Here is a 15,785-nt window from a genome sequence, read left to right as displayed (position 1 = left end):
CCGCCGCGGCCCGGCCCCCGGGCGCGGTTGCGCCCGGGGGCCGTGCCGTCGGCGGCGGAGGCGGCCGCGGACTGTCGTCGGGGGGGGTGCGGGCGCGCCCGCAGCCGGTGCCCCGCCCGTGGTGCCGGGGCGGGCCGGGACTCAGCCCTCGTCGTCCAGCCGGAAGCCGATCTTCAGGCCGACCTGGTAGTGCTTGATCCGGCCGTCCTCGAGGTGGCCCCGGACCTGCGTCACCTCGAACCAGTCCAGGTTCCGCAGGGTCCGGGACGCCCGCTCGACACCGTTGCGGATGGCGGCGTCGACGGACTCGGTCGAAGACCCGACGATCTCGGTCACCCGGTAGACGTGTTCACTCATGACGGACTCCCTCAGCTGTACGACGGCCCCCGGTCCACCGTGCACCGCCTCCGGTCGCTCCGCACCCCGGCGACGGCAGCCGTAGGACGTGTCCGGGGCGCCCCCGGACGCCTCAGAACGCCGCCCGGACCTCACCCACCGGCACGCCGCCGCCGAACAGCGGGGCGGTGCCGATCCGCTCGACGGTGTCGTCCTGCGTCACGACCCCGAGCCGGCGCAGCCCGGCCGCCAGGACCGGCCCGCGGGCCCGCTCGGCGCCGTCGTCGATCTTGAAGGCGAGCGCCCGGCCGTCCGGCAGCGCCACCACCTGCACCGCCTCGGCGCCCATCTTGGACAGCGCCCCCGGCACCGCCCGCATCAGCCAGGTGTCGGCCCGGCGGGTGCCGGCCACGTACTCGGGGTGGGCGCGCATCGCGTCGGCCACCCGGCGCTGCGGGGTGCCCTCCGCGGCGAGCAGCAGCGCGCGGTAGCCGCGGGCCAGGCCGGTCAGGCTGACGGCCAGCAGCGGCGCGCCGCAGCCGTCCACCCCGGCGTGGGCGACCGGCTCGCCGGTGGCCTCCGTGAAGGCCTCCCGGGCGAGCTGCTGGACCGGGTGCGCCGGGTCGAGGTAGCTCCCCGTCGGCCAGCCGTTGGCGACGCAGGCGGCCAGCCAGCCGGCGTGCTTGCCGGAGCAGTCCATCAGGATCGGCGCGCGCCCGCCGCCGGACTTCAGGTGCAGTTCGGCCTCGGCCTCGTCCAGCGGGAGGTCCGCCGGGGTCTGCAGGGCGGACTCGTCCAGCCCGGCAGCGGCCAGGATCCGCCTCACACCGTCACGGTGAAACGATTCTGCAGAGTGGCTGGACGCCGCCAGCGCCAGCAGCTCGCCCTCCAGCTCCAGGCCCGCCCGCAGCGTGGCCACCGCCTGGAACGGCTTGGCGCACGACCGCGGGAAGACCGGGGCGTCGGGGGCGCCCAGGGCGAACTCGACCGAGCCGTCGGCGGCGAGCAGCACCAGCGAACCGTGGTGCCGGCCCTCGGTGAAGCCCGAACGTATGACCTCGGCGAGGACGGGCAGGGCGGCGGGGTGGGACATGACGGGAGCCTTCCGGGGCGAGGGTGGGCCGGGGGCGAGCCGGGCCCTGCCCGCCCCCGGACGTGCTCACCCGGTCAGAGTGGGCCGCCTGCGAGCAGGTCCTCGACCCGTGCTTCCCCATCACGGTACCTGCGGGTGATTTCGGCACTGCAGCCGTCCGCCGTCCGCAGCAGCCGCTGCCGCCGTCCGGACACCTCGCGCTCGTGCGCCCGCAAGCGGTCCAGCGCGGCCAGCAGCTCCGACTCCGGATGGGCGGCCAGGTCGGCCAGCTGGACGTCGCCCATCAGCTCGTCCGCCTCCAGCTGGGACTGGTGACCGCGCGGCGGCCCCAGCGTGACGTGCCGGGCCGAGCGCCGCACCGTCGACGGCGCGTCGGTGAGGATGGCCGGCAGCCGGTCCAGCAGGGCGCCGCCCGCCGTGGCCTCGCCCCCCGCCGCCGCCAGGACGGCGGAGCCCGGCCGGCGGTCCAGCTCGGCCCGGAGGATGTCCATCCGCCCGTGCAGCAGCCGCCGGAGGTAGGAGAGGTCGGCCTCCTGCTCCAGGGTCTCCCTGCGCAGGGTCCGCAGCTGGTCCAGGCCCAGCCCTTCCAGGTCGGGCTCCTCCGTCCCGCCGTCCGTCCCGCCCTCCGCCGGGCAGGCCCGGGCCCCCGCCGGTTCCGCGCCCCCGGGTGCCCGCCCCGACCGGTCCTGCGCCGCACTGCTCGCGTCCATCAACCAACCACCTGCCGTCGTCCGATCCCGCCCGCTCGCGGCACCCCGTCGCCTGCCGCTGGTCCGGCCCGTCCCCCGGGCGGGCCGTCGCGCGCACCCGCCGCGCACACCCGTCCGTTGGCACGCCGGGGCGCCCCCGAAGGTTCCCGCCCCCGGGTGGCACCACCCGCCGGGGCGACACCACCAGAACGCCTGACCCATCGACTCGACCGCCCGGCCGAACCCGAACCGGGCCCGGCGCGGCGGACCTCTGGCGCCCCGGACCCCTCGTACGGTCCCCCAGCGTGCCACCCCGCCCACCGCCGGTGCACCGCCCGTGCACCCGAACGGCCCCCTGGCGAACGGGGGTGGCTCATACGACCGGGGCTTTCCGCAGGAACAACGGCGCTCGGCCACGCGCAGTTGCGCACCACCCGGCGCGCGCGGCAGTCGTACGCGCCCCCGGTCAGGAGCCACCCGGGCCGGTCGGGAGCCCGCCCCGGCGCCTCTCCGCGGACCTCCCGGGGGCCCGCGGGAGGTCCCGCCCGCTCCGGCACAATGGCCGCATGCGAGCAGTGGTGCAGCGAGTGACCGAGGCCCGGGTGACCGTGGCCGGAGAGACCGTCGGCGCGATCGAGGGGCCCGGACTCTGCGTCCTGGTCGGCGTCACGCACGACGACACCCCCGCCAAGGCCGCCCAGCTGGCCCGCAAACTCTGGACCCTGCGGCTGCTGGAGGCGGACGAGAACGGCGTCGAGCAGTCCTGCTCCGACCAGGCCGCCCCGCTGCTGGTGGTCAGCCAGTTCACCCTCTACGGCGACGCCCGCAAGGGCCGCCGCCCCACCTGGAACGCCGCCGCCCCCGGCCCGGTCGCCGAACCGCTGGTGGACGAGGTGGTCGCCCGGCTGCGCGAGCTCGGCGCCAAGGTGGAGACCGGCCGGTTCGGGGCGGACATGCAGGTGGCGCTGGTGAACGACGGCCCGTTCACCGTCCTGGTCGAGGTCTGACCCAGGTCGGGGGCTGACCTGCTGCGGGGTCTGGCCTACTGAGGGTCTGGCCTACTGCGGGGTGGCCTGCCGCAGGGTCCGACCCACGCCGGGGTCCGGCCTACTGCGGGACGATCACGTCCTGCGTCCCCGGGACCGTCCCGGCCAGCAGCACCGCGTCCACCGGGACGTTCCGCTTGACCACGGCCAGCGCGATCGGCCCCAGCTCGTGGTGGCGCGCCGAGGACGTGACGACGCCCAGCGCCCGGCCGTCCGGGTCCGAGGCCAGCCGCACCTCCGTCCCGTGCGGGGGAAGCACCTCCTCGGTGCCGTCCAGGTGCAGGAAGACCAGGCGGCGCGGCGGCCGGCCCAGGTTGTGCACCCGGGCGACCGTCTCCTGCCCGCGGTAGCAGCCCTTCTGCAGGTGGACGGCGGTCGACAGCCAGTCCACCTCGTGCGGGATGGTCCGGTGGTCGGTCTCGAAACCGAGCCGGGGCCGGTGAGCCTCGATCCGCAGCGCCTCGTACGCCCAGACCCCGGCCGCCGGGCCGTAGCCCGCGGTCAGCGTCGCCAGCTCGGCCCGCGGCAGGAAGAGGTCCCGCCCGTAGGGCAGCTCACGCACCGCCGCCGCGCCCTCCGCCGAGGCGGTGGAACCGGCGGGCAGGTGCACCACCGCGTAGTCGGCGGTCGCGTCGGCGACCTCCACCCGGTAGAAGAACTTCATGCTCTCCAGGTAGCCGATCAGCGCCGGCGCGGTACCCGGCTCGACGTGCGCCCAGGTGGTGGTGCCGTCGTCGACCAGGTAGAGCGCGTGCTCGACGTGACCGTTCGGGGAGAGCACCAGCGCCTCGGTGGCCTGCTGCGGCGGCAGCGCGCTGACGTGCTGGGTGAGCAGCAGGTGCAGCCAGGACAGCCGGTCGTCGCCGGTGACGGTGAGCACGCCGCGGTGCGAGAGGTCGACGAAGCCGGTGCCCTGCGCGAGGTTGCGTTGCTCGCGGAAGATGTCACCGTAGTGGGCGGCCACGCCCTCGTCGGTTCCCTCGGCGGGGACGGCACCGGGCAGCGCAAGCAGCGGGCTCTTCATACCGGCCAGCTTACGACTGGCCCCCGGCACGCTTGGCGGTGCAGTCGGCACAGCGGCCGAAGATGGCGAAGTGCTTGAGGTCGGTGTCGAAGCCGTGCTGTTCGCGCAGGCTCTCGATCAGCGGCCGGGCGATCTCCGTCCCGGTCTCGGTGACCTGGTCGCAGTCCCGGCAGACCAGGTGCAGGTGGTGGTGACGGCCGGCCAGGTGGTACGTCGGGGCGCCGTGGCCGAGGTGCGCGTGGGAGACCAGGCCCAGCTCCTCCAGCAGCTCCAGGGTCCGGTAGACGGTGGAGATGTTGATGCCGCTGGCGGTCTGCCGGACGTGGCAGAGGATGTCGTCCGGGGTCGCGTGGTCGAGGGCGTCGACCGCCTCCAGCACGAGCTGGCGCTGGGGCGTCAGCCGGTAGCCGCGCTCGCGCAGGTCGGCCTTCCAGTCTCCGGAGAGCTGCCAGTCGGTGGTGCCGGTGTCCGCCACGGTGCTGTCCCTGCCAAGTCGGGGGTCCTGAGGCAAGTGTAGGGACCGGCCGGTGGCCGGTCCCTACCTCATGTGCGTGAGCCTTGCCCGGCGGGCTGCACCCGGCGGACGGCCGTGCTCAGCGGGCCGTGTTCAGCGGGCCCTGCTCAGCGGGCCCTGCTCAGCGGAAGAACGCGATGCCGTCGTCCGGCAGGTCGTTGATGTCCTTGATCAGCTGCGCCGGGCTCAGCACCTTCTTCAGCTGCGCCGACATGTACGGGCGCAGCGGCACCTCGGGCGCGGCCTTCTCGCCGACCCAGAGCAGCTCGTCGTTGACGAAGCCGTACAGGCGCTTGCCGCCGGAGTACGGCGCCGAGCCCTCGATCCGGGCCACCGCGTCGGTGGACACGTCGATCTGCGGCTTGCCGTCGGCCAGCTCGCCGTACCAGATCTCGACGGTGCCGTCGTCACGGACGGAGGAGATCTCGATGCCCCGGACACCGCTGGTGCCGTCGTGGTTGCTGGTGATGCGCCAGAACGAGTGCTCGTTCTCCAGCGGGCGGACCTTCTCGCCCTCGTTGTTCAGCACCCAGGTGCGGGAGCGGAACTCGAGGAAGGGCCGGCCGTCGTGCCGGAAGACGACCTCCTGGCCGAAGTTGCACTTCTCCGTGCCGGGGCCCCCTTCACCCGGCAGAGGGGCGTAAACGCCCGCGCCTTCCCAGGTACCGAGGAGGAAGGCGAGCGGAACGACGTCCTTGTGGAGGTCAGAGGGGATCTCGATCATGTTCCTGGTCACTGTCGTCGGTGTGGGTCTGCTTCAACCGTACGGCAGCGGATCAGCGCTGGCCCTGGTACAGCTTCATCACCGAGAAGATGGCGAACCAGGTGATCAGCACGGCCATGAGGGCCAGCAGACCGTCGAAGAAGATTTCCAGACCGGACACGGGGGGCTCCCAGGGCGGCGACAGTGTGGGTGGATTTTGCTGCGCTCACTCTATCCGCCGGGTGTCGACGGGTCTCGGTGAGCCCCACCACGTCGGCGATCTAGGGTGTCGGCATGTCGTCGAACGCATCGCAGAGCGCGAAGAAGCTCGTCATCAAGGTCACCGCCGGGGCGGACGCGCCGGAGCGCTGTTCGCAGGCCTTCACGGTGGCGGCGGTCGCCGTCGCCAGCGGGATCGAGGTCTCGCTCTGGCTGACCGGGGAGTCGTCCTGGTTCGCGCTGCCCGGGCGCGCCGCCGAGTTCGAGCTGCCGCACGCGGCGCCGCTGCCGGACCTCCTGGAGTCGGTCCTGGCGGCCGGGACCGTCACCCTCTGCACCCAGTGCGCGGCGCGGCGCGGGATCGAGCAGAAGGACACCGTCGAGGGTGTCCGCATCGCGGGCGCCCAGGTCTTCGTCAGCGAGATCACGGCCGACGGCGTCCAGGCACTCGTCTACTGACGCCCCCACGGGTCGGGGCCGTTCCGGTCGGGTCGGTCCTGCCCGGGTCGGTCCCGGTCGGGTCGGTCCCGGTCATGGCCGGGGTCGTCCCACTTCGGGTCGTCCCAGCGCGGGTCGTTCCACCAGTCGTCCTCCGGGTCCCGCTTGTTGGCGAAGACCGCGGCGGCCGGCGGGATGACCATCGCGACCAGGCACATGCCGATCGCGGCCGGGACGGACCAGAACCGGACCGCGCCCCAGGCCAGCACGAACAGCCCGAGGCAGACGGCCATCATGGCGAAGTAGTAGCGGTGGCGCCGGCGTGCCTGCACGGTTCCACGGTATGCCCGAGGGCCCCTGCTCGGCAGGGGCCCTCGGTGACCCGCCCGTCGCACTCGCGGGGGGGTGGAATCAGACCGCGATCGCGACCTCGGTCAGGTTGCCCTGGGAGGCGACCACCTGGCGGTCCACGGTCTGGCCCGGGACCAGCGCACGCAGCGTCCACTTGCCCGGGCGGGCGAAGAACCGGAACTGGCCGGTCGCCGAGGTGGGCACCTCGGCCGTGAACTCGCCGCCCTCGTCGAGCAGCCGGACGTAGCCGTTGACCGGCTCGCCGTCTCGGGTCACGGAACCCTGGATGATCGTCTCGTTCGCCACGTCAACTCCTGCCAGGTCCGGGCCGCCGGCCTTCGCACCGCACATGTCTTGTCTTCCCTTCTGACTTACGGTTTCGAGCCGGTGGCTCAGTTGCCGAGCTCGATCGGCACGCCGACGAGGCTGCCGTACTCGGTCCACGAACCGTCGTAGTTCTTCACGTTCTCCTGGCCGAGCAGCTCGTGCAGCACGAACCAGGTGAGCGCGGAGCGCTCGCCGATGCGGCAGTAGGCGATGGTGTCCTTCGCCAGGTCGATGCCCTCGGCCTCGTACAGCGCCTTGAGCTCGTCGTCGCTCTTGAAGGTGCCGTCGTCGTTGGCGTTCTTGGCCCACGGGATGTTGCGGGCGCTCGGCACGTGGCCGGGGCGCTGCGACTGCTCCTGCGGGAGGTGGGCCGGGGCGAGCAGCTTGCCGGAGAACTCGTCGGGCGAGCGCACGTCGACCAGGTTCAGGGTGCCGATGGCGGCGACCACGTCGTCGCGGAAGGCGCGGATCGAGGAGTCGACGGCCTGCGCCTTGTACTCGGTCGCGGCGCGGGCCGGCACCTCGGAGACCAGGTCGCGGGAGTCCAGCTCCCACTTCTTGCGGCCGCCGTCCAGCAGGCGGACGTCACCGTGGCCGTACAGCTTGAAGTACCAGTAGGCGTACGAGGCGAACCAGTTGTTGTTGCCGCCGTAGAGGACGACGGTGTCGTCGTTGGCGATGCCCTTGGCGCTGAGCAGCGCCTCGAACCCGGCCTGGTCGATGAAGTCGCGGCGGACCGGGTCCTGGAGGTCGCTCTTCCAGTCGATCCGGATGGCGTTGCGGATGTGGTTCTTCTCGTACGCGGTGGTGTCCTCGTCGACCTCGACGATGGCAACCTTCGGGTCGTCCAGGTGGGCCTGGACCCAGTCGGCGTCGACCAGGACGTCGCTGCGGCTCATGGTGGTGTTCTCCATCCGGGGGCGGTTTGCGGAAGGTGCTGCTGGAGGGGTCCCCCGGCCGGAGGCTGGGGAGTGTGCTGCGGGTCGCCCGGCGGTGGCCGGTCCGAACTCTCGTCCGAATACTGGGACGGGAGGGGGCGTGCGGTGCGGCCGGGCGGTGATCTGCGATGGGCAGCGGCGACGGCGGCCCCGAAATCCGGGCCAGTCACCTGGGGAATCGGCGGCGGGCTTCAACGGCCCTGCCAGTACGCCGAGTTAGCGCATTCGACACAGACAGGCGGCCACGCGGCACAGGTCTACCGCCCGCCGCTTCGTGAGGTCCGTCTGTCGCTTCATGCCGACGATGCTAGGGACACCGGGCGCCCGCTGTCATCAGCGTATCGAATGCTGAGACCAGATGAATCGAATACTGAGATTTGACGATTCCATGGGCGGCGGGAACCGGCCAACGGCCGTTCGGAGGTCCGCACAGGGGCGGGAACGACACCGCTCCGCGGCCGGCGCTGGACAGCGCGTCTCGCGGAGCGGAATGGTCGGTGGGTGGTGCCGCGGACAGCCGCGGACCGCCGCGGTCAGCCGATGACCTTGACGTCCTTGCCGTCGAAGGTCAGCTGGAGGCCCTCCTCCTGCGGGGACACCGAGGCCAGCCTGAGCCCGGCGGGCAGGGCGGTGAGGGTGAAGCTCACCGGCTCGACCTGCTGGTTGGCCAGTCCGGCCAGCATTCCGGCCATGCTGCTGAGCTTGAAACCGTCCGCGGTGACGGTGTTGCCCTCGCTGTGCACCGAGCCCTCGCCGATCGGGAGCGGCCCCAGCGCGGCCTTGATCTTCCCCGGGCCGCCGTAGGAGAGGCTCAGCCGCGAGCCCGAACCCAGCCCGAGCTTGCCCGCGCTCGGCACCAGCTGGGACGCCGGGGGCAGCAGCAGGGCGAGGTCCGCGTACGAGATCAGGCCGGTGCCGCTGCCGCTGTCCACGACGGCGCTGGTCATGCTGTCGCTCACCGCGACCCCGGCCAGCCTGGCCTTGAAGGAGTGCAACGCGACCTGGTGGGTGCCGTCGCCCACGGTCAGCCCGTCCGCCGAGATCTTGACGTCGTCCAGCTTCATCGACAGCACCTGGGTGAGGAACGGGAATCCCTCGATCGACACGTCGGGGCGCTGGCTCATCCGGCCGCTCTTCACCATCTGGTCGGCGGCCTCGTCCTCGGCCACCCCGACGGCGATCCGGTCGGCCCCCACCAGCAGGCCGCCGAGCACCGCCAGTCCGATCGTCGCTTTCAGCCAACCGCGCATCGCTCTCCCCCGTCGTCGCCCGTCGCCGTCGTCCTGCTGATCGTCGTTCCGGCCCCGCACATCCTCGTGCCGGGCCGCTCCCGGCACGACCGTACGACGTCCCGCCCCGGAGCATGGTTCCGGGGCGGGACGTCGCGGAGGCGGGCGCCGGGCTTCAGCCGGCCAGCAGGCGGGTGGCGATCCAGACCAGCGGCGAGGCCACCGCCAGCGGCAGCGCCACGCCCGCCGTCATGTGCACGAAGCGGGACGGGAAGTCGTACCCGGCCACCCGGCGGCCGACCAGCGCGCCGAGGCCGGCCAGGGCCCCCAACGCCAGGGGCGCGCCCACGACCAGGCCGAACACCACGGCCGCGAGCAGGCCGAGCACCGGCCCCACCGGCACCGGACCCAGCTGCTTGGGGCCGGGCAGCGGCGCGGCCGCCAGCACCGTGGCCAGCGCGACGGCGCCGGCCGCCGCCGGCACCCAGTCGGCCAGCAGCAGCATGGTGCAGAGCACCGTCACCACGGTGGCCGAACCGAGCACGGTCAGCGCGTAGAACCGCTCCTTCGGGTCCGCGGGCCGGAACGTCTGCAGCACCAGGACCAGCAGGAAGAACCCGCCGAGGGTGCCGACCACGGCCGCCGCACCGCCGTGCGAGTCGGCCAGCAGCACGGCCACGTCGGCCGTGAGACCGGCCAGCGCGGCCAGCGCGATGCCCTGACGGGCCGGCCACATGCCGTTGAGGCGGAACCAGCCGGCCGCCGTCAGCGCCTGGAGCGCCGCGACGACCAGGGCCAGCGCGAACTGCCCGAGCGCCGCGCCGCCGGCCAGCAGGGCGGCGACGGCGGCGGTGATCAGGGCCGGCTGGAAGCCCGGGTCGATGATCGGCGAGCCGGTCCGGGGCGTCCGCGCGGGGGCGGTGGGCGCGGCAGGGCCGGTGGGCGCGGCAGCCGGGGCGGGCTGCGCGGGGACGCCGGCGTACGGCGCGCCGTGGTGCGGAGCGCCGTGGTGCGGAGCGCCGTGGGCGGCGGGGGCGACCGGGGCGACCGGGGCGACCGGGCGCTTGAGCGTCATGGTCGGCTGGTCGAGGGCCGGTGCAGGGGCCTGGGCGGGAGCCGGGGGCTGAGCGAAGGCCGGGGCGGGGGCCTGGGCCCGGGCGGGGGCCTTGGGCGGCGCCGCACCCCCCACCACCACCGGTGGGAGCAGCGTCGTGGCCGCGGCGTCGTCCATCGGCGGGACGGGCGGGAGCAGGGTCGTCGCGGCGGCGTCCATCGGCGGGACGGGCGGCAGCAGCGCGGTCGCGGCGGCGTCCACGGGCGGCTGTCCGTACGGCGGCCGGCCGTGCTGCTGGTCCTGTCCGTACGGCGGCTGCTGCCCGTACGGCGGCTGCGCGTATTGCGGCTCCTGCCCGTACTGCGGCTGCTGTCCGTACGTCTCCTGCCCCGGCGCGTGGCCCTGGCCGGGGGCGTACGGCTGAGCCGCGTGCCCCTGCTGCGCATACGGCTCCGGCGCGTACGCCTGCTGCGGGGCGTACGCCTGCTGCTGCCCGTACGGGTGCTGCGGGTGCTGCGGGTGCTGGGGCTGCTGCGGGTGCTGGGGCTGCTGCGGGTGCTGCTGGGGCTGTGCCTGCGGCGGCTGCTGCTGCCAGCCGTCCGGGCCGCCGTTCACCTGGTTCGGATCCGTCACGCCGCTCACCCTCCCGCGAACGGCGGGAGCACCTCGACCGTGCCGCCCTCGGTGAGGGCCACGGTCGTGTGGTCGCGCCCGCCGACCGGCGAGCCGTCCACCAGGTAGGAGCAGTGCCCGAGCAGCCGGACGAGCTTCGGCCGGTCGGCGTGCCGCTGCCTGGCCCCGGCCAGCGCCTCCGCCAGGGTCGCCGCCTCGTACGGCTCCTCGGCCAGCCCGGCCTCCGACTTCGCCGCCGCCCAGTAGCGGATCGTCCCGCTCACCGGGGCGGCGCCCGCCGGCTCCGTGGTCGCACCCATGGCAACCCCTTCTCGTCGTCCTCGCCCCGGCCCGGATACCCCGGTCGGGTCGCCACCGGAGCGGCCGGCTTCCACCCGAAAGGTGTACGCGTACGGTGCCGCCGATGTGCGTCCCATGATGGCGTGTCCGCCGCCGCGACCGGCAACCGCCCTGGCCCGGCGGGTCCCGGCGGGCCGCCGAAGCTGTGGCCAGGCTCACCCCCGGCAGGCCCGTCATCGGCGAACCGCAGCTTTCGGGCCCTCCCGGGGCGGGGGCCGGTCGGCTATCCTCGACCCCTGAGGGATCCGGGCAGAGTCGCCCCCGGATCCTTTTGTGCTTTCAGGACGCCAGTACGGACGTTCTTGCGATTCGTCGGTCCACCCCCGGCGCGTCGCGGGAACCGCCCCGCCATTTCACGGCACAACGACGTGCCGGGGAGCGGCCGGGGCGTACGGACACCCGGCGCCGGGCCGCCGCCCGGCACGGGACAGACCGGAAGGTTCGCGGGATGAGCAGGGCAGAAACGGTGCCTCGGGGGTTGCGGGACCCCTGGCGCGCGAGCCGTTCGGTCGTGCACGCCGGCGAGTCCTCCGGTGGCAACCCGGTGTCCTCGTGCTCCCCCACCCTCCCGTCGCCCGCCGCCGCCCCTCCCGGGACGCGCTGCTCGCGACACCACCCAGATCGAGCGCCAACCGGCTGTGGCGGCAGCCGTCACGCGACCGCGACGACCCGGAAAGGGGACTACCGGGTATGAGTTCTCTCCTCCTCCTCACCAACGCGTTGCAGCCCTCAGCGGAGGTGCTGCCCGCTCTCGGCCTGCTGCTGCACAACGTCCGGGTGGCACCGGCCGAGGGCTCGGCCCTGGTCGACACCCCCAGCGCCGACGTCATCCTGGTCGACGGCCGGCGCGACCTGCCGCAGATCCGCAGCCTCTGCCAGTTGCTGCGCTCCACCGGCATCGGCTGTCCGCTGATCCTGGTGGTCACCGAGGGCGGCCTGGCCGCCGTCACCGCCGAGTGGGGCATCGACGACGTCCTGCTGGACACCGCCGGCCCCGCCGAGGTCGAGGCCCGGCTGCGGCTCGCCCTCGGACGGCTCCAGGTGGTCACCGACGACAGCCCGATGGAGATCCGCAGCGGCGACCTCTCGGTCGACGAGGCCACCTACTCCGCCAAGCTCAAGGGCCGGGTGCTCGACCTCACCTTCAAGGAGTTCGAGCTGCTCAAGTACCTCGCGCAGCACCCCGGCCGGGTCTTCACCCGGGCGCAGCTGCTCCAGGAGGTCTGGGGCTACGACTACTTCGGCGGCACCCGGACGGTCGACGTCCACGTCCGCCGGCTGCGGGCCAAGCTCGGCGTCGAGCACGAGCAGCTGATCGGCACCGTGCGCAACGTCGGCTACCGCTTCGTCGTCCCCGAGAAGCCGGACAAGGGCGAGCGGCCGGACCTCGCCCAGCGCACCTCGGCCCCGCTGGAGGCCTGAACCGAGGCTTGAGTCGAGGCTTGAGTCGAGGCTTGAGCCGAGGTCTGACCGGAGGCCGGGCGGCATCCCCGCCCGGCCCGTCCGGATTCGCCCCGGACTGTCCTGCGGACATCGTCCGGTAGCCGGGCTCACACTGCCCGAGCGGACGCCACACGCGTAGAATCCCCCCGTGGCCAAAGTGACGCGCGACGATGTAGCCCGACTGGCTGGGACCTCGACCGCGGTCGTCAGCTACGTCATCAACAACGGGCCGCGCCCGGTCGCGCCCGCCACCAAGGAGAAGGTGCTCGCGGCGATCGAGCAGCTCGGCTACCGGCCGAACAGCGTCGCCCAGGCGATGGCCTCCCGCCGCACCAACCTGATCGGCATGGTCGTCCCCGACGCCCGCCAGCCGTTCTTCGCCGAGATGGCGCACGCCGTGGAACGCGCCGCGTCCGAGCGGGGCAAGCTCGTGCTGATCGGCAACTCCGACTACGTGGACGACCGCGAGGTCCACTACGTCCGCGCCTTCCTCGGCATGCGGGTCTCCGGCCTGATCCTGGTCAGCCAGGGCCCCTCGCAGCGGGCCGCCGAGGAGTTCGCCGCGATGGAGGGCGCCAAGGTGGTGCTGCTGCACCGCCGGCCCGAGGCGATCGACGACGTCGCCGTGGTCACCGACGACGTGGGCGGTGCCGAGGCCGTCGTCCGCCACCTGCTGGAGGAGCACGGGCACGCGTACGTGGCCTGCTTCGGCGGCCCGGTCGAGTCCCCCGCGCCCGGCGACCCGGTCATCGACCACGTCGAGGGCTGGCAGCGGGCCATGGACGCCCACGGCCTGCCCACCGAGCCGTACCTGATCGACGCGCCCTTCCACCGCTACGGCGCCTACGAGGTCGCGCTCGGCGTGCTGCGCTCGGAGCAGCGCCCGTCGGCCGTCTTCTGCTCCACCGACGACCAGGCGATCGGCGTGCTGCGAGCGGCCCGCGAGGTCGGCCTGCGGGTGCCGGAGGACCTCGCGGTGGCCGGCTTCGACGACGTGCCCGAGGCCGCGCTCGCCGACCCGCCGCTCACCACCGTCGCCTCCGACCGCGACGCGATGGCCCGGGCCGCCGTGGACCTGGTGCTGGACGACTCGCTGATGGTGCCCGGATCGGACACCGAACGGGTCCGCAAGTTCCCGTCGCGCCTGGTCATCCGCCGTTCCTGCGGCTGCAACCCGACCGGGGCGCCGACCCCGGCCTGACCAGGCTTTATGAGAAGTCAACGGGCTTCTCGGAGCGTTCTGAGCCCGCTCTCATCAAATCCTCATCCGCCGGGCGGACCTTGGTCGGCATGAGCGATCGACAGCACGGCAGCGAGCAGGACCAGCCCCACGAGCGGTACGACGAGCGGTACGCCGGACGGTACGACGAGCAGTCCGGTGGCGGTCAGCCGTACGGACAGGCGTACGGCGACGAGCGGCCGCAGGCGTACCCGGACCCCGCCCAGGGTCAGGTCATCCCGGGCACCGTCCTCGGCAGCACGACCACCGGGTTCCCGCCGGCCACCGGCTACCAGGCCCCCGGGTACCCCACCGCCGGGACCCCCTCGGTCGGGACCCCGCCCCCTCCCCCGCCCGCCGGGCCGCCGCCCACGCCCCCCGAGCCGCCCCGGCCCGGCGAGCCGGCCTCCCACGGCGGCCGGGCCCGGCGCGGCCTGCTCCGCGGCCGGGTCGCCCTGGTCACCGCCGTCGCCGCGGTCGCGGCCGTCCTCGGCGGGGTGACCGGCGGCGTGGTCGCCGCCGAGGGACACGTCTCCGCCGGCCGGACCGCGACCGTCGCCAGCCCGGTCTCCGCCCGCTCGGACGGCAGCGCCGACGTCGCCGCCATCGCGTCCGCCGTCTCGCCCAGCGTCGTCCAGATAACCGTGAAGACCGCGAACGGCACCTCCACCGGCACCGGCGTCGTCCTCACCAAGGGCGGGCAGATCCTCACCAACTACCACGTGGTCTCCGGCGCGGCCGACGGCGGCCAGGTCACCGTCAGCTTCAAGGACGGCTCCACCGCCAGGGCCACCGTCACCGGCACCGACAAGGCCCTGGACGTCGCCGTGATCACCGCGAGCGGCGCCGGGAACCTCACCCCCGCCACCCTCGGCGACTCCTCCACCGTCGGGGTCGGCGACCCGGTCGTCGCCATCGGCAACCCCGAGGGCCTCACCGGCACCGTCACCTCGGGCATCATCAGCGCCGAGAACCGCGAGGTCACCGTCCAGGTCGACGAGGGCACCACCAGCGGCAACGGCGGCTTCGGCTTCCCCAACCTGCCCGGCCTGCGCGGCAGCACGCCGCAGAGCGGCGGCGAGACCGCCACCTACAAGGCCTTCCAGACCGACGCCGCGCTCAATCCCGGCAACTCCGGCGGCCCCCTGATCAACGCGAGCGGCCAGGTCATCGGCATCAACTCGGCGATGTACTCCGCGAGCGGCTCCAGCTCCACCGCCGGCAACAGCAGCGCCGGAAGCGTCGGCCTCGGCTTCGCCATCCCGATCAACGACGTCAAGCAGGTGCTGCCGAAGCTGCAGGCCGGCCAGAACATCTAGACGGACAATTACTCCGAGCAGGTCCCCTGGCTGAGCAGGCCCCCAGCAGGCTCTCCGACGATGAGAAAGGGCAACCGCCCATGAGCCCGTCCGCCGACGACCGCACCCCCGCCGAGCCCGGGCAGGTCTCCGCCCGGCTCCTCGTGGTCGACGACGAACCCGCCCTCCGGGACGCCCTGGAGAGCAGCCTCGCCTTCGAGGGCTACGAGGTCGCCACCGCCACCGACGGCTACGAGGCCCTGGAGTCCGTCGAGCGCGACAAGCCCGACCTCGTCCTGCTGGACATCATGATGCCCCGGATGGACGGCCTCACCGCCGTCCGCCGGATGCGCTCGCGCGGCGACACCGTCCCGGTCCTGATGCTCACCGCCCGCGACGCCGTCGGCGACCGCGTCACCGGCCTCGACGTGGGCGCCGACGACTACCTCGCCAAGCCCTTCGAACTCGACGAACTGCTCGCCCGCGTCCGCGCCCTGCTCCGGCGCAACGCCCTCGCCACCGAGGCCGCCGCCCGCGCCGCCGCCGTCGAGGACGACACCGAGGTCCTCGCCTTCGCCGACCTGCGGATGAACACCGCGACCCGCGAGGTCACCCGCGCCGGCAAGCCCGTCGAGCTCACCCGCACCGAGTTCATGCTGCTGGAGATGTTCCTCTCCCACCCCCGCCAGGTGCTCACCCGCGAGCAGATCCTCAAGGCGGTCTGGGGCTTCGACTTCGAGCCATCCTCCAACTCCCTGGACGTGTACGTGATGTACCTGCGCCGCAAGACCGAGCAGGGCGGCATGCCCCGGCTCATCCAGACCGTGCGCGGCGTCGGCTACGCCCTCCGCCCGGCCGCCGGCACCCCGGCGTGAGCGGCACCGCCCCGCCC

At 73.7% G+C, this 15,785-nt stretch carries 19 protein-coding genes; 6 read left to right on the top strand and 13 right to left on the bottom strand.

Annotation, left to right across the window (positions count from 1 at the left end):
• Positions 1 to 141: 141 nt before the first annotated feature.
• From ACFC1F_RS25830 to ACFC1F_RS25820, 3 genes are all read right to left on the bottom strand, one after another.
• Positions 142 to 357 carry a dodecin gene (locus tag ACFC1F_RS25830; protein WP_148643393.1) on the bottom strand — a complete coding sequence of 72 codons (216 nt, stop codon included), beginning with the start codon at positions 355 to 357 and terminating at the stop codon, positions 142 to 144.
• A 112-nt stretch (positions 358 to 469) separates the two neighbouring features.
• Complete coding sequence (locus ACFC1F_RS25825; RefSeq protein ID WP_209417087.1) at positions 470 to 1,429, bottom strand: asparaginase; 960 nt, start codon at positions 1,427 to 1,429, stop codon at positions 470 to 472.
• A 74-nt stretch (positions 1,430 to 1,503) separates the two neighbouring features.
• Entirely contained in the window at positions 1,504 to 2,139 is a 636-nt protein-coding gene (locus tag ACFC1F_RS25820) for an ABC transporter substrate-binding protein (RefSeq protein WP_245206276.1), read from the bottom strand.
• A gap of 545 nt (positions 2,140 to 2,684) precedes the next feature.
• Here ACFC1F_RS25820 and dtd point away from each other — a divergent pair.
• A complete protein-coding gene (gene dtd, locus ACFC1F_RS25815) occupies positions 2,685 to 3,125 on the top strand; it encodes a D-aminoacyl-tRNA deacylase (protein WP_376161665.1) in 441 nt (146 codons plus the stop codon).
• Between the two features lie 100 nt (positions 3,126 to 3,225).
• On the opposite strand, the gene ACFC1F_RS25810 is transcribed toward dtd, so the two are convergent.
• The 3 genes from ACFC1F_RS25810 to ACFC1F_RS25800 all read right to left on the bottom strand — a co-directional run bounded on the left by ACFC1F_RS25810 (position 3,226) and on the right by ACFC1F_RS25800 (position 5,426).
• On the bottom strand, positions 3,226 to 4,188 hold the full coding sequence (locus tag ACFC1F_RS25810; RefSeq protein WP_376161663.1) for a YgfZ/GcvT domain-containing protein: 963 nt from the start codon (positions 4,186 to 4,188) through the stop codon (positions 3,226 to 3,228).
• Positions 4,189 to 4,198: 10 nt separating this feature from the next.
• Positions 4,199 to 4,663 carry a Fur family transcriptional regulator gene (locus ACFC1F_RS25805; RefSeq protein WP_148643398.1) on the bottom strand — a complete coding sequence of 155 codons (465 nt, stop codon included), beginning with the start codon at positions 4,661 to 4,663 and terminating at the stop codon, positions 4,199 to 4,201.
• Positions 4,664 to 4,823: 160 nt separating this feature from the next.
• Positions 4,824 to 5,426 (bottom strand): FABP family protein, encoded by a 603-nt coding sequence (locus tag ACFC1F_RS25800; RefSeq protein ID WP_376161672.1) that lies wholly within the window; start codon positions 5,424 to 5,426, stop codon positions 4,824 to 4,826.
• A 273-nt stretch (positions 5,427 to 5,699) separates the two neighbouring features.
• On the opposite strand from ACFC1F_RS25800, the gene ACFC1F_RS25795 reads away from it, so the two are divergent.
• Positions 5,700 to 6,083 carry a DsrE family protein gene (locus ACFC1F_RS25795; protein WP_148643399.1) on the top strand — a complete coding sequence of 128 codons (384 nt, stop codon included), beginning with the start codon at positions 5,700 to 5,702 and terminating at the stop codon, positions 6,081 to 6,083.
• Here ACFC1F_RS25795 and ACFC1F_RS25790 read toward each other — a convergent pair.
• The 7 genes from ACFC1F_RS25790 to ACFC1F_RS25760 form a co-directional block, all read right to left on the bottom strand.
• Positions 6,077 to 6,394, bottom strand: a complete 318-nt coding sequence (locus tag ACFC1F_RS25790) for a DUF3099 domain-containing protein (RefSeq protein ID WP_376161661.1) — start codon at positions 6,392 to 6,394, stop codon at positions 6,077 to 6,079. The genes ACFC1F_RS25795 and ACFC1F_RS25790 overlap by 7 nt on opposite strands.
• A 79-nt stretch (positions 6,395 to 6,473) precedes the next feature.
• Positions 6,474 to 6,764, bottom strand: coding sequence for a DUF1416 domain-containing protein (locus ACFC1F_RS25785; protein WP_093861460.1), 291 nt, complete (start codon positions 6,762 to 6,764; stop codon positions 6,474 to 6,476).
• Between the two features lie 41 nt (positions 6,765 to 6,805).
• On the bottom strand, positions 6,806 to 7,639 hold the full coding sequence (locus ACFC1F_RS25780; RefSeq protein WP_209417084.1) for a sulfurtransferase: 834 nt from the start codon (positions 7,637 to 7,639) through the stop codon (positions 6,806 to 6,808).
• A 255-nt stretch (positions 7,640 to 7,894) separates the two neighbouring features.
• A complete protein-coding gene (locus ACFC1F_RS25775) occupies positions 7,895 to 7,975 on the bottom strand; it encodes an Ms5788A family Cys-rich leader peptide (RefSeq protein ID WP_350517234.1) in 81 nt (26 codons plus the stop codon).
• 236 nt (positions 7,976 to 8,211) lie between these two features.
• On the bottom strand, positions 8,212 to 8,928 hold the full coding sequence (locus ACFC1F_RS25770) for a DUF2993 domain-containing protein (RefSeq protein ID WP_209417083.1): 717 nt from the start codon (positions 8,926 to 8,928) through the stop codon (positions 8,212 to 8,214).
• Between the two features lie 154 nt (positions 8,929 to 9,082).
• Positions 9,083 to 10,594, bottom strand: a complete 1,512-nt coding sequence (locus ACFC1F_RS25765; RefSeq protein WP_376161658.1) for a hypothetical protein — start codon at positions 10,592 to 10,594, stop codon at positions 9,083 to 9,085.
• 5 nt (positions 10,595 to 10,599) lie between these two features.
• Positions 10,600 to 10,893: a MoaD/ThiS family protein gene (locus tag ACFC1F_RS25760; protein ID WP_209417081.1), complete on the bottom strand. Its 294-nt coding sequence runs from the start codon at positions 10,891 to 10,893 to the stop codon at positions 10,600 to 10,602.
• Between the two features lie 730 nt (positions 10,894 to 11,623).
• Between ACFC1F_RS25760 and ACFC1F_RS25755 the strand changes: the two genes are divergently transcribed.
• The 4 genes from ACFC1F_RS25755 (at position 11,624) to ACFC1F_RS25740 (ending at position 15,768) form a co-directional block, all read left to right on the top strand.
• Complete coding sequence (locus ACFC1F_RS25755; RefSeq protein ID WP_209417080.1) at positions 11,624 to 12,355, top strand: response regulator transcription factor; 732 nt, start codon at positions 11,624 to 11,626, stop codon at positions 12,353 to 12,355.
• A gap of 169 nt (positions 12,356 to 12,524) precedes the next feature.
• Entirely contained in the window at positions 12,525 to 13,577 is a 1,053-nt protein-coding gene (locus ACFC1F_RS25750) for a LacI family DNA-binding transcriptional regulator (RefSeq protein ID WP_209417079.1), read from the top strand.
• Between the two features lie 89 nt (positions 13,578 to 13,666).
• Positions 13,667 to 14,914 carry a S1C family serine protease gene (locus ACFC1F_RS25745; RefSeq protein WP_376161655.1) on the top strand — a complete coding sequence of 416 codons (1,248 nt, stop codon included), beginning with the start codon at positions 13,667 to 13,669 and terminating at the stop codon, positions 14,912 to 14,914.
• Positions 14,915 to 14,994: 80 nt separating this feature from the next.
• On the top strand, positions 14,995 to 15,768 hold the full coding sequence (locus ACFC1F_RS25740) for a response regulator transcription factor (RefSeq protein ID WP_209417077.1): 774 nt from the start codon (positions 14,995 to 14,997) through the stop codon (positions 15,766 to 15,768).
• The last annotated feature ends 17 nt before the right edge of the window (positions 15,769 to 15,785 follow it).

It is taken from the genome of Kitasatospora sp. NPDC056181, from assembly GCF_042266225.1.
Lineage (GTDB): Bacteria > Actinomycetota > Actinomycetes > Streptomycetales > Streptomycetaceae > Kitasatospora.
The sequence above is the reverse complement of the archived record's forward strand: the minus strand, read 5'-3'. Positions and strand labels throughout refer to the sequence as shown.

Bases quoted from the DNA above. Each gene is read 5' to 3' on its own strand.
- ACFC1F_RS25755 (WP_209417080.1), top strand. From the start codon at position 11,624: ATGAGTTCTCTCCTCCTCCTCACCAACGCGTTGCAGCCCTCAGCGGAG.
- ACFC1F_RS25810 (WP_376161663.1), bottom strand. From the start codon at position 4,188: ATGAAGAGCCCGCTGCTTGCGCTGCCCGGTGCCGTCCCCGCCGAGGGA.
- ACFC1F_RS25785 (WP_093861460.1), bottom strand. From the start codon at position 6,764: ATGTGCGGTGCGAAGGCCGGCGGCCCGGACCTGGCAGGAGTTGACGTG.
- ACFC1F_RS25830 (WP_148643393.1), bottom strand. From the start codon at position 357: ATGAGTGAACACGTCTACCGGGTGACCGAGATCGTCGGGTCTTCGACC.
- ACFC1F_RS25795 (WP_148643399.1), top strand. From the start codon at position 5,700: ATGTCGTCGAACGCATCGCAGAGCGCGAAGAAGCTCGTCATCAAGGTC.
- ACFC1F_RS25775 (WP_350517234.1), bottom strand. From the start codon at position 7,975: ATGAAGCGACAGACGGACCTCACGAAGCGGCGGGCGGTAGACCTGTGC.
- ACFC1F_RS25825 (WP_209417087.1), bottom strand. From the start codon at position 1,429: ATGTCCCACCCCGCCGCCCTGCCCGTCCTCGCCGAGGTCATACGTTCG.
- ACFC1F_RS25820 (WP_245206276.1), bottom strand. From the start codon at position 2,139: ATGGACGCGAGCAGTGCGGCGCAGGACCGGTCGGGGCGGGCACCCGGG.
- ACFC1F_RS25740 (WP_209417077.1), top strand. From the start codon at position 14,995: ATGAGCCCGTCCGCCGACGACCGCACCCCCGCCGAGCCCGGGCAGGTC.
- dtd (WP_376161665.1), top strand. From the start codon at position 2,685: ATGCGAGCAGTGGTGCAGCGAGTGACCGAGGCCCGGGTGACCGTGGCC.
- ACFC1F_RS25760 (WP_209417081.1), bottom strand. From the start codon at position 10,893: ATGGGTGCGACCACGGAGCCGGCGGGCGCCGCCCCGGTGAGCGGGACG.
- ACFC1F_RS25770 (WP_209417083.1), bottom strand. From the start codon at position 8,928: ATGCGCGGTTGGCTGAAAGCGACGATCGGACTGGCGGTGCTCGGCGGC.
- ACFC1F_RS25745 (WP_376161655.1), top strand. From the start codon at position 13,667: ATGAGCGATCGACAGCACGGCAGCGAGCAGGACCAGCCCCACGAGCGG.
- ACFC1F_RS25780 (WP_209417084.1), bottom strand. From the start codon at position 7,639: ATGAGCCGCAGCGACGTCCTGGTCGACGCCGACTGGGTCCAGGCCCAC.
- ACFC1F_RS25800 (WP_376161672.1), bottom strand. From the start codon at position 5,426: ATGATCGAGATCCCCTCTGACCTCCACAAGGACGTCGTTCCGCTCGCC.